We start from the raw sequence: 10817 nt of genomic DNA on the forward strand, positions 1-10817 counted from the left end.
CGCACAAGCCAAGCCGGCCAGGGGCCGGCGCACCCATGCAAGAGCGGCAGCCGCGCGAACCGGGAGCGGGCAAAAAAACAGCGCGCTTCCGGGCGGAAGCGCGCTGCAAAGGAAAGGCGAAACTTACTTGGGCGTGCAGGCGACGAACACGCCGCGCCGGTTCTTGCTCCACGCCGCTTCGTTGTGACCCTGAACCGCCGGCCGATCCTCACCGTAGCTGATGGTGCGGATGCGTTCCGGACTGATGCCGGCCTTGACCAGGTCTTCACGCAGCGAAAGGGCGCGGCGCTCACCCAGCGAGCGGTTGTATTCCTCGGTGCCACGTTCGTCGCAGTGACCTTCGATGAGCAGATAGAGCGACGGGGTGCTTTGGAGCGCTGAAGCCACTGCGCTCACCTTGCTTTCCTCGCCCGAGCGGACCGCCGAGCTGTCAAAGGCAAAATAAACCGTGTCAGCCTCAAATATGGTGCGATCCTGGTTCATGTCCTCCGGGTTCCAAGTCGCGCTCGTCGGAATCTCCCCATTGTTTCCCGTCGTGCTGCTGACATCCGAGCCGTTGGGCTTGAGGCCGGTGGTGTTATCGACAACCGGCCCTTCGTTGCCGGGCAGGCCGGTGCGTTGACCCGGGAGCGGTGTCACCTGGCCCGGGTGTTTTTTGCACCCGGTGGCGGCAACGGTCATGGCCAGTGCGAGCACCAGCAGGGCGGACAATTTAATGAGCTTCATGGTATCAGACTTTCCTTTGGGCAGGGCCGTTATTTGGCCCAACTGGGTTGTGAGTTGTTGCCCGAAATTCGGGCGGCATCCTTGACTTGTTTCGTAGGCACGTCAAGCAAAGACAGGTGGCGCGCACCGCCGCCGCGCCGGGCGAAGACCACCGTGCGCGAGTTGGGCGCCCAGGACGGATCCTCGCCCGAAACGAGCACCGTCGTCTGCCCGCCTTCGGCGGGGACCACGCAGATCTGGAAGTCACCCATTTGCGAGGTAAAGACGATCCACTTGCCGTCCGGCGACCAGTCCGGTTCGCTCGGACTGGAGACCCCGCGGGTGATGATGCGCTCGGGCGAGCCGCCGTCGGCCGAAATCTTGTAGAGCCCGCGAATGCCATTGTGCTTGGAGGCGTAGCAAATCCACCGGCCGTCCGGCGACCAGCACGGCGAGGACTCGTCCTCCCGGGTGTGCGTCAACTGCTTCAGCCCGCTGCCGTCGAGATTGCAGACATAAACGTCTGGACTGCCGCTTTTGCTGAGGATCATCGCGACGCGGCGGCCGTCGGGCGACACGGCAGCGGCCGTGTTCAAGCCGGAGTAGCGCGCAATGGTGGCGCGGGTGCCGGTGAGCAGGTCGTGCCGGAAGATGTCGGGATTGCCGAGCCGGTAGCTCGTATAGCACAGTTCCAGCTTGCCCGGAACCCACGTGGGCGCGGCGACGATGCTGTTGTCGCGCGTAACCTGCTGGGCGTTGTGGCCGTCGAAGTCGGCCATATAAATCTCGCTGTCTGCGCCGGTGTCCACCTTGAAGGCGATCTTGGTCAGCGCGATGCCCTTGCTGCCGCTCAGGGCGAAGGCGAGGTCGTCGGCCAGCGCGTGGGCCTGTCGCCGCAGCGTGCCGCCGGTGTAGGCCTTGTTGAGGAGCACCTGCTTGTTGAAGCGGTCGGTCGCCGTGCCCTGGACGTTCGGACTGGCGGTGCCGGAAATCAGATACTGCGCCTGATCCGCCGCCACGTTGATGAAGCCCATCACGTAGAGGTCGAAATTCAACACCGAACTGACTTCGCTGTTGAAGCCGGCGATGTTGATCTTGATCGGCGGCGTGGTGCCCGGCGCCTTGAACCCGCCCGGGTGAATGACCACGGCATCCTGAGCCCGGCCAACCGCGCCAGCCACGGCCAGGGTTACAAACAGTGCGAGAAGTTTTTTCATCATAGATTTCAAATTTATCCCATCATGGCCCGGGCTCGGGGATCGAATTCGAGCCAGAAGGTCTTTTGCGTGTCCTTGACGTTGTCCGGAAACGGCGCGACGTAGGAAACCTTGTCCAGCGCCTGTCGCACCGACTCGTTCAGATCGGAATTGCCGGACGCGCGTTCAATACGCGACGAGATGACCGTGCCGTCACGCCGGAGCGTGATGACCGCCACCACTTTGACATTCAGTTTGGCCACGTCCGCCGGCACCAGCCACGCCCGCATGTAGGCGCTGATCAAGGCCTGATTGAAACCGGCGTAAGGGATGCCGCCGCCACCGGGACCGGGCAAATCGCTGATCTGCACGCTCCCAGAGGCTCCTTCACGAATGCTGCTGATCGCATTGTCCAACGTGCGGCTCAACCGCTCAGCCGCGGCGCGTTCTTGGGCGCGTTCCTGAGCACGTTGGGCGGCCGCCTCAGCGGCTGACGTCGAGCTGTCCGACTTGCGAACCACTGGTTTCAAATTCACCACCGGCTTGTGGCGCTTGGGCGTGGCTTCCAACGAATCCGGATCGGGTTTGTCGTTGCGCGGTTCCGCCTTCGGTTCCGGCCTGGCTTCCGGCACCGGCTTGGGTTTTACGGGGGCCGGATCGGGCCGACGCTCCGGCTGCGGCTCAGGTTTTGCGGGCTGCGGCTGTGGCCGTGCTTCCGGACGGGCTTGAGCGGCCGGCGGCGGAATCACCTGCGCCACATTGGGATTACCGCCGCCGGTAATATCCTGTTGCAGCGTCTTGAACGGAATAAAATCAATGACCTGCTTGGTCTCCACGGTTTCGTTGGAGCGCAGGAAAGCCGGCCCCACCAGCAACACGAGCACCAGCGTGCCGTGCAGGAGGCCGGATGCGAGGACGCATTTTTTGGCGAGGCGATCCATCAGCGGCGGCCCTCCGGTTCGGTGCGCAACGAGAAGCGCGTGATGCCGTTGCGCTGACAGCGGTCAATGACCGCATACAAATCCTTGTTGCGGCCGTTTTCATCCGCGCGGATGTAAACAACGGTGTTGGGGTTCACCTTCGAGTAATACACCAGCCATTTCTCCATCAGATCGAGGTTCATCGGCCGGCGGTCCAGCATGAGGGCGCCGTTGGGCGCAATTTCGACGGTCCGAATATCGTTCGGGGTGATGGGCTTGCTCGGCGTGCCACCCTTGGCCAGTTTGAGATCCAACCCCTGCTCCAGCAACGGCGTGGTGATGACGAAGATGATCAACAACACGAACGCCAGGTCGAGCAGCGGCGTGATGTTGATTTCGTTCAACGTCACCAGATGACTGCGTTGGGAGAAGCGGCGCATGACTAAAATGCGGAGCGCGGCACGCGAAGGGCGGCATGAACGGCCGCCCACCCGAGCAGGGCGCGCCGCACACCGGACACCTGGCGCCGGGCATTACTCATCGGCCAGATACTCCGTTTCCATCTTGGAGATGAGTTCCTGCGCAAAGTTGTCCAGTTCGACCGTCAGGACGCGCAGGTTGTGAACGAGATAGTTATAGGCAAACATCGAGGGAATGGCGACGAGCAGGCCGGCCACGGTCGTGACCAGCGCCGCCGAAACGCCCGGTGCCATGGCCGTAAGCGTGGCGCTGCCGGACTGCGCAATGCCCGCGAAGGTGCTCATGACGCCCCACACCGTGCCGAGCAGACCGAGGAACGGCCCGCCGCTGACGGCAATGGCGAGGAGGATCAGGCCGGATTCGAGCTTGAGGGATTCCTGCGCCACGGCGTTTTCGAGCGAGCGCTTTACGTGCTCCGCGCTCTTGAGGGAAACGGCGGTTTTGCGGGCTTCAGGGGCGCCGCTGCGCAACCGGGCATCCAGTTCGCGGCTGCCCGACTGATAAACCACAAACAACGGGCAGGCATCGACTTGCAGCCGGCGGTCAAACAAATCCAGCACGTGCGGCTGGTTGCGAAATTCGTTGGTGAACAGGTTGTTGAGCCGTTTGGCGCGGCGCATTTGGATGGCTTTGCGGATCATCACCGACCACGCCATCACCGAGAAGATGGCGAGGCAGACAATGATGGCCTTGGCCTCGGGGCGGGCCTGGTCCCAAACATAGACCAGCTCCAGCTGTCCGGACCCGCTGCCAGCGGCAGCAAAAAAGAATAGCGCGTTCATTCCATGCAAAAGGGATACACCTACAGCTTGGTCGTGAGGAAGGAAGCGCCCAGGCGGTTTCGGCAAAAATAACTATCGGCCACCCCAAAAATAATCCCGGGACTTTCTATGCCTCATTCCCGGAAATTGCCAAGCAATTTCTGGCGGAAAATTATTCACCGGAACGCGCCGTGTCGAGGATCGCGTGAACACAATCGTCCGGCTGGCAAAAATCCCATTGATCCCCGCCCGCTCGCCCGGCATCGTCCGCCGGATGAAATCTCTTTGGCTGGCCGTTCCGGCTGCGGCTGGGTTGATCACGGGTTGTGCCGCGACCCGGCCCGGGGCGCAGACATATTTCTCACACTGGCCGGACGGCACCGCGCCCGCCGTCGTCGGGCGCCGCGTGGCGGAAAACTTCCTCGCCCGCAAGTTCGACTTTGAGACCAACCCGAAACGCCAGTTCATCATCTATCCTGAGGCCTGCGCGGGTTACGGCGCGCTAACGGTTGCGCAGCTTACCGGCGATACCAATCTCCAGGCGGAGCTGGTCCGAAAGTTTGATTTCATCCTGACGCCCGACGGCGCCCAGCACATCAACCCCGTGGCGCACGTGGATTACCGCGTGTTTGGCATCGTGCCGCTGGAGATTTACCAGCAGACCAAGGACCGGCGGTATCTGGACATCGGGCTGAAACTGGCCGACGCGCAATGGGCGAAGACCACGCCAGACGGCATCACGGCCGAGGCACGGTATTGGATCGATGACATGTATATGATCCCGGCCGTGCAAGTGCAGGCCTTCCGCGCGACCGGCGACACCAAATACCTCGACCGCGCCGCGCTTGCGATGGCGGCCTACTTCGACAAGCTTCAGCAGCCGAACGGACTGTTCTTCCACGGCACCAACGCGCCGTTTTACTGGGGCCGCGGCAACGGCTGGATGGCCGCCGGCTCGGCGGAACTGCTGCGCTCACTCCCGGCGAACCATCCACACCGTGCCCGCATTCTCGCCGGCTACCGCAAGATGATGGCCGCGTTGCTCGCCAACCAGGACCCGAACGGCATGTGGCACCAATTGATCGACAAACCCGGGTCGTGGCCGGAAACGTCCGGCTCGGCGATGTTCACCTTCGCCCTGGTGACCGGCGTGAAGAACGGCTGGCTGGACGCGAAAACCTACGGCCCGGCCGCGCGCAAATCGTGGATTACGCTGGTGGGGTATCTCGACGCGAACGCCAAAATCCGGGACGTGTGCGTCGGCACGAACAAGGGACAGAGCGAGCAATACTATCTCGACCGCCCGCGCACGACCGGCGACTTGCACGGCCAGGCGCCCATGCTCTGGACGGCCAGCGCGTTGCTGCGCTGAGCGGCATCACGTCTTCCGCAAATCGTCCAGCTTGCGTTTGGCCTGCTCGACCAATGAGCGAATTTGGGCCAGTTGCTCGGGCGCCAAGACAATCCCGCGGGTCATCTGGCCGGTGCGCAACGCAAACTCGATTTTGCCTGAGCGCCGGCTGCTGAAGGAATCCACCCGCAAACCGGCCTTCGTCGTGTAGCTGGCGTCGAAGCTCCCCATCGACGTCACCGACCAGTCAATCCGGCTCAGGTAGTCGAGTGCGTGCGTCAAGGATTCCAGTTCGTCGTAGTCCACCAGCGCCCTCGTCTCCGCTGGCTCGCTGGTTTTGACGCTGACGAGCAGCCCATGCTCTTTGCTGTCGCCTACGATGTCCTCCTTGCAGAAGACCGTAATCACGGCCGGCCCCGCGGTGACGCTGCCCACTTCGGTCCGGCCTTTGATGACGATGTTGCCCACCGTGGCTTCCACCGCTTCCAGCCTGGTGGCCGGCGGCGGGAAGTAGAGGTTGGTCATGACGGTTTGCGCCTCCGCCCCCGACGTCAACAGACCACCCCCCGTCAGAATGAGGATCAGTTTGCATGTTTTCATAACAGGTTGCCGGTTGATTTGCATGCCCCACTTCCGCCGGCGGCTCCCCTGTCCGGCTCCGGGAACGAAGGGAAACCCGGGCGGCAAGCGACGCACGTTTGACCGATGGTCAATCGCATTCGGCATCATCTGAACCGACGTCGGCCGGTGACCGCCCATTCAAGGTGAAGCCAGCCGTGGCGCGTGAATTCCCGTGTAAGGTTTGACCGGCGGGCCCGACCAAGGAGCGTTGAACCATACTGTCAAATTCATGATCACAAAAACATCCGCCCGCTGGTTTGCTTTGCTTTCCGTCTCGTGCCTGCTCCCGGCCGTTCGGTTGGCCGCAGAGACGCCCGCAACGCCGCCCAAGGTGGGCGACCCGGCACCGACGTTCACCCTCAAGACGCTCACGGGCCAGCCGGTGGCCTTGGCGGCGTTGACGGCCAAACAGCCGGTGGTGCTGGTCCTTTTGCGCGGCTGGCCCGGGTATCAATGCCCCATCTGCACCAAGCAGGTGCACCAATACGTCACCGAGGCCGCGGGTTTCACCGGCAAAGCCCAGGTGCTGATGGTCTATCCCGGTCCCGCCGACAAACTCAAGGAACACGCCGAGGAATTCCTGCATGACAAACAATGGCCGAAGGAGTTTCTCTTCGTGACGGACCCGGATTACGCCTTCACGAAGGCTTACGGATTGCGGTGGAACGCACCCGCCGAAACCGCCTATCCCGCCACCTTCATCCTCGACACCGCCGGCAAGGTGCGGTTCGCGCGGATCAGCCACTCGCACGGCGACCGCTCCAGCCCGGCCGAAGTGCTCAAGGCGCTCGACCACATCAAATAACCTCCACGCAACACGCGGCCCGGCCGGCGTGCCAACCCGACCGGCGCGTGACTCGAATCAAGCCACGGAGCCGCCGCCAAGTGCGGCATTAACCGCCCCAACGGCGGCTCCCCCTCGCCAGAACGGCGCGGCTCCCAAGAACGGCACACGGTTTGTTTTCTTTTGAGACACGCCGGCGGTGGTGACGGCGGCGGGCCCGGATTGCCGGGCGGCGCATGACCGCGCCAGCCCCGCCGTTTCTCATTCTTTGGATTCTCCTGCGTCCGAAGGATTCAGGCACAACTTCTGCACATGCGAAGTTCATTATGAGTCGTCTTTTTATTGCTTGTGACTTCGGAGAGGAACGCGGCCGTGTCATGCTGGGCACGTTGCACAAGGACCGGCTGAACATCAGCGAAGTGCACCGCTTCGCCAACGTGCCGCTCCGCGAGAAGGACGCCGTGCTGTGGGACATCGCGCAGATGTATCAGGAGACGCTGGTCGGCCTGCGCGAGATTGGCGCCTACGAAGAGCCGGTGGATGCCATCAGCTGTCACAGCTGGACGGGCGACTATTTGTTGTTTCACGCCGACGCGTCGTTCATTCCGCCCACGCATCACCACGGCGATCCGCGCACCGCGGAAGGCCGCCGCGAGGTGCTGAAGAAGCTGTCGTGGGAATCCCTCTACGCCGAGACCGGCCTCCGGGATTCCAGCCGAAGCACGCTTTATCAACTGGCCGCCGAAAAGCCCAAGACGCTCAAACGCGCAGACCATTTGATGCCCGTCGCGGATGGGTTCAACTATCTGCTCGGCGGCGTGCCGGGCGTGGAAATTTCATCGGCGGCGGCGAGTCAGCTTTACAATCCAACCACCCGCGACTGGTCGGACCGTCTGCTGAATCTCGTCGGCGTGCGCGCCAAGTTGCTGCCCTCGCTGCTCGCGGCGGGAACGCGCTTGAAGCCGCTGCGGCCGGAACTCGTCCAGGCCACGCGGCTGGAGGACACCCAGGTGGTCGCCTCCTGCTCCAACGCGCTGGCGGCGTCGCTGGTCGGCCTGCCGGTGCCGGAGGGGGAATCGTGGGCCTTCCTGCGCCTGGGCCGGGAAGCGGTCCTCGGCACCGAACTCGGGGCGCCCTTCATCAATGAAGCCAGTTGCGAAGCCCGCTTCAGCCATACGCTCGGTCATGGCGGCGCCGTGTATGGTCACCTCGAAACCGCCGGACTCGCGCTGCTGGAGGAGTGCCGGCGGATCCTGGCGGAAACCGATCCCGGGCTGGATGACGGTGCGCTGGCCTATCTGGCGGCCTCCGCACCGCCCTTGGAGTCGTTGATCAACCCAGCCGACCCGCGCTTTGCCACCAGCAACGATCTGCTCGCCAAGATTCAGGGGTTCTGCCGGGACACCGGCCAGACGGTGCCGCGCAAACCGGGTCCCATCGTCCGCTGTCTGATGGAGAGCCTTGCCCTGGCCCAGCGCCGCGCACTGGACTCGCTTGTGCAACTCACCGGCCGTGAGTTCACGCAGGTGCAATTGTTGAGCGACTCCAACAACAGCATGTTGCACCATTTCATCGCCAATGCGTTGCAGCTCCCCGTCGTCGTGGCGCCCGCTGAAACGGCGGCCATTGGCAACGTGGTCGTGCAGGCGCTCGCCATGGGCCGCATCCATTCCCTCTACGAAGCGCGCCAGTTGGTGCAGCAATCGTTCAAGTGGCCGAGCGTGCTCCCCCACCCGGCCGCCATCTGGGCACCCGCCTATGAACGCTTTCTGCAGCTTGCAGCCGCCCCGGCGGAAGCCGTTCCCGCTTAACTTCAATTCGTTGCCAACGCCGGGCGCGCGGCCCGCCGGACGGGCCGCGGCCGGATGTAAAAATGGTTCGCCTGCCAGCGTGGGTTTCCCCACTATGGCACCGCATGAATTCAATGACGGGTTATGGGCGCGGCGAGTGCTCTCAGGACGGCTTCAAAATCACGGTGGAATTGAGTTCCGTAAACCGCAAGCAGGCGGAGATTTCCCTGAACCTGCCCCGCGAACTTGAGGTGCTTGAAGGCCGCATACGCGACACCATCAACCACGCCGTTGCCCGCGGCCGGGTGAACGTGCGCGTGAGCATTCACACCGCCCGGGGCCGGAACTCGGCCCGCATGCACCTCAATCCCGAACTCGCCCGCGCCTACGCCAAGGAACTCTCCGCCCTGGCCCGGCAGTTGAAACTGAAGGACGAGGTCACGCTGGACCAGCTCGTGCGCGCGCCGGGCGTTTTTCAGACGGATGAAGAACTGGCCGGGGAGGAGGATTTCTGGCCAGCCGTGGAAACCGCGCTGAACAAGGCACTGGCCGCCCTGCTGAAGATGCGCGCCCGCGAAGGCACGCACCTCGCCAAGGACCTCACCCACCGCATCACGGTCATGCGCGCCGCGGTGGAGGAAGTGCGGCAAAACGCGCCGCAGGTGGCGGAACGCTACCGCACCGCCCTGCTCGAACGCATTCGCGCCGCAGGGCTGGAAAACATCAACACCGACGACGAACGACTGCTCAAGGAGGTGGTGCTGTTTGCCGACCGGTCGGACATTTCCGAGGAGTTGACGCGCCTGCAGAGCCATTTTCAACAATTCGACGAACTCACGCGCGCCAAGGAGCCCGTCGGCCGCACGCTGGATTTCCTGGCCCAGGAAATCAACCGCGAGATCAACACGATCGGCTCGAAGGCCAACGACGCGCTGATTTCGCGCGCGGTGGTCACGTTGAAGGCGGAACTCGAAAAATTCCGCGAACAGGCCATGAATGTTGAATAACCATGGCGCGCAAAAAAATTCCGCTGCTCGTGCTGGTTTCCGCCGCGTCCGGCGCCGGGAAGACCACGCTGGTCCGCGAAGTGCTGGCGGCGCGCCCCGACATGCAGCGCGCCGTCACCTGCACCACGCGCCCCCCGCGGCCGGACGAACAGGACGGCGTGGATTATTATTTCCTCACCCCCGAGCGCTTCGCCCGGCTGCTTGCCGCCGGCAAATTCATCGAACACGCCCGGGTGTATGGTTATGATTACGGTCTGCTGCGCGCGGAGGTGATCAAGAAACTCCGGGCGGGGACGGACGTGCTCGTCAACGTGGACGTGCAGGGCGCCGCCACCATCCGCGGCATCGCGGCCCGGGATCCCGAGGTCCAGCGCTCGCTGGTCACCATCTTTCTGTCGCCGCCCTCGCTCGCACTGCTTGCCCAGCGGCTGCGCAAACGAGGCACGGATTCCGAAAAGGTCATCGCCCGCCGGTTGCGCGCCGCCAAACGGGAAATCAAGGCCTGGCGCCACTTTGACTATCTCATCATCACGAATACCGTGGAACTGGACCGGCAGCACGCGCTGGCCATCATCGAGTCGGAAAAAATGCGGTGCCTCCGCAGCCCGGCGCCCGCCATCTGAGATCGAACATGAACGCCGCCAAGACAATTGTTCTGGGAGTGACCGGCAGCATCGCCGCCCACCGGGCCGCGGACCTGACCAGCCGCCTGACGAAGGACGGTTACGCGGTGCACGTGGTCATGACCGCCGACGCGCAGCGCTTCATCACCCCGCTGCCATTCAAAACGCTTTCGCGCCACCCGGTCGTCACGGACCTCTACGATGAAGCCGAGGGCTGGAAGCCGCAGCACATCGAACTCGCCGACGCCGCCGACCTGCTGCTGATTGCCCCGGCCACGGCCAACCTCATCGCCAAGCTGGCCCACGGCATCGCGGACGACGCGCTGAGCTGCATTGCGCTGGCGCTGAATCCCAAGGCGCGCGTGCTGGTGGCCCCGGCCATGAACGGAAAAATGTGGCTGCACCCCGCCACCCAGTTGAACGTCGGCAGGCTCAAGGCCCGCGGGGTGGAATTCATTGGTCCGGAGGAAGGTCTGCTTTCGTGCGGCTACGAGGGCATTGGCCGGCTCTGGCCGGTGGAAGGCATTGCCGACCGTGTGAAGCAACTGCTCCCGGGCTGACGCGCGCCGGCCCGGCCGT

At 63.6% G+C, this 10817-nt stretch carries 12 protein-coding genes; 6 read left to right on the top strand and 6 right to left on the bottom strand.

The genetic code is table 11. From position 1 onward, the window contains the following. Positions 1-123 precede the first annotated feature (123 nt). The 5 genes from VFV96_08135 to VFV96_08155 form a co-directional block, all read right to left on the bottom strand. Positions 124-726 (bottom strand): OmpA family protein, encoded by a 603-nt coding sequence (locus VFV96_08135; protein ID HEU5070367.1) that lies wholly within the window; start codon positions 724-726, stop codon positions 124-126. A gap of 29 nt (positions 727-755) precedes the next feature. After that, positions 756-1925, bottom strand: coding sequence for a biopolymer transporter Tol (locus VFV96_08140; GenBank protein ID HEU5070368.1), 1170 nt, complete (start codon positions 1923-1925; stop codon positions 756-758). An 11-nt stretch (positions 1926-1936) separates the two neighbouring features. Further along, entirely contained in the window at positions 1937-2842 is a 906-nt protein-coding gene (locus VFV96_08145) for a TonB family protein (protein ID HEU5070369.1), read from the bottom strand. After that, positions 2842-3261: a biopolymer transporter ExbD gene (locus VFV96_08150; GenBank protein ID HEU5070370.1), complete on the bottom strand. Its 420-nt coding sequence runs from the start codon at positions 3259-3261 to the stop codon at positions 2842-2844. The genes VFV96_08145 and VFV96_08150 overlap by 1 nt, the downstream gene beginning before the upstream one ends. 93 nt (positions 3262-3354) lie before the next feature. Further along, positions 3355-4083, bottom strand: coding sequence for a MotA/TolQ/ExbB proton channel family protein (locus VFV96_08155; GenBank protein HEU5070371.1), 729 nt, complete (start codon positions 4081-4083; stop codon positions 3355-3357). Between the two features lie 184 nt (positions 4084-4267). On the opposite strand from VFV96_08155, the gene VFV96_08160 reads away from it, so the two are divergent. Further along, positions 4268-5434: a glycoside hydrolase family 88 protein gene (locus VFV96_08160; GenBank protein HEU5070372.1), complete on the top strand. Its 1167-nt coding sequence runs from the start codon at positions 4268-4270 to the stop codon at positions 5432-5434. A 6-nt stretch (positions 5435-5440) separates the two neighbouring features. Here VFV96_08160 and VFV96_08165 read toward each other — a convergent pair whose 3' ends face one another. Then, positions 5441-6013: a hypothetical protein gene (locus VFV96_08165; GenBank protein ID HEU5070373.1), complete on the bottom strand. Its 573-nt coding sequence runs from the start codon at positions 6011-6013 to the stop codon at positions 5441-5443. A gap of 250 nt (positions 6014-6263) precedes the next feature. Here VFV96_08165 and VFV96_08170 point away from each other — a divergent pair, with 250 nt between their 5' ends. The 5 genes from VFV96_08170 (at position 6264) to VFV96_08190 (ending at position 10798) form a co-directional block, all read left to right on the top strand. Then, positions 6264-6839 carry a peroxiredoxin-like family protein gene (locus VFV96_08170; GenBank protein HEU5070374.1) on the top strand — a complete coding sequence of 192 codons (576 nt, stop codon included), beginning with the start codon at positions 6264-6266 and terminating at the stop codon, positions 6837-6839. A gap of 305 nt (positions 6840-7144) precedes the next feature. Further along, positions 7145-8629, top strand: a complete 1485-nt coding sequence (locus VFV96_08175; protein ID HEU5070375.1) for an FGGY family carbohydrate kinase — start codon at positions 7145-7147, stop codon at positions 8627-8629. 104 nt (positions 8630-8733) lie between these two features. Further along, a complete protein-coding gene (locus tag VFV96_08180; GenBank protein HEU5070376.1) occupies positions 8734-9615 on the top strand; it encodes a YicC/YloC family endoribonuclease in 882 nt (293 codons plus the stop codon). 2 nt (positions 9616-9617) lie between these two features. Next, positions 9618-10238, top strand: coding sequence for a guanylate kinase (gmk, locus tag VFV96_08185; protein ID HEU5070377.1), 621 nt, complete (start codon positions 9618-9620; stop codon positions 10236-10238). 8 nt (positions 10239-10246) lie between these two features. Beyond that, positions 10247-10798 carry a flavoprotein gene (locus VFV96_08190; protein HEU5070378.1) on the top strand — a complete coding sequence of 184 codons (552 nt, stop codon included), beginning with the start codon at positions 10247-10249 and terminating at the stop codon, positions 10796-10798. The last annotated feature ends 19 nt before the right edge of the window (positions 10799-10817 follow it).

The organism is Verrucomicrobiia bacterium (assembly GCA_035765895.1).
In the GTDB taxonomy this organism is placed as follows: Bacteria; Verrucomicrobiota; Verrucomicrobiia; order Limisphaerales; family DSYF01; genus DSYF01.

Excerpts from the sequence above, each read along its gene's own strand:
- VFV96_08135 (HEU5070367.1), bottom strand. The coding sequence starts at position 726 with ATGAAGCTCATTAAATTGTCCGCCCTGCTGGTGCTCGCACTGGCCATG.
- VFV96_08140 (HEU5070368.1), bottom strand. The coding sequence starts at position 1,925 with ATGATGAAAAAACTTCTCGCACTGTTTGTAACCCTGGCCGTGGCTGGC.
- VFV96_08145 (HEU5070369.1), bottom strand. The coding sequence starts at position 2,842 with ATGGATCGCCTCGCCAAAAAATGCGTCCTCGCATCCGGCCTCCTGCAC.
- VFV96_08150 (HEU5070370.1), bottom strand. The coding sequence starts at position 3,261 with ATGCGCCGCTTCTCCCAACGCAGTCATCTGGTGACGTTGAACGAAATC.
- VFV96_08155 (HEU5070371.1), bottom strand. The coding sequence starts at position 4,083 with ATGAACGCGCTATTCTTTTTTGCTGCCGCTGGCAGCGGGTCCGGACAG.
- VFV96_08165 (HEU5070373.1), bottom strand. The coding sequence starts at position 6,013 with ATGAAAACATGCAAACTGATCCTCATTCTGACGGGGGGTGGTCTGTTG.
- VFV96_08170 (HEU5070374.1), top strand. The coding sequence starts at position 6,264 with ATGATCACAAAAACATCCGCCCGCTGGTTTGCTTTGCTTTCCGTCTCG.
- VFV96_08175 (HEU5070375.1), top strand. The coding sequence starts at position 7,145 with ATGAGTCGTCTTTTTATTGCTTGTGACTTCGGAGAGGAACGCGGCCGT.
- VFV96_08180 (HEU5070376.1), top strand. The coding sequence starts at position 8,734 with ATGAATTCAATGACGGGTTATGGGCGCGGCGAGTGCTCTCAGGACGGC.
- gmk (HEU5070377.1), top strand. The coding sequence starts at position 9,618 with ATGGCGCGCAAAAAAATTCCGCTGCTCGTGCTGGTTTCCGCCGCGTCC.
- VFV96_08190 (HEU5070378.1), top strand. The coding sequence starts at position 10,247 with ATGAACGCCGCCAAGACAATTGTTCTGGGAGTGACCGGCAGCATCGCC.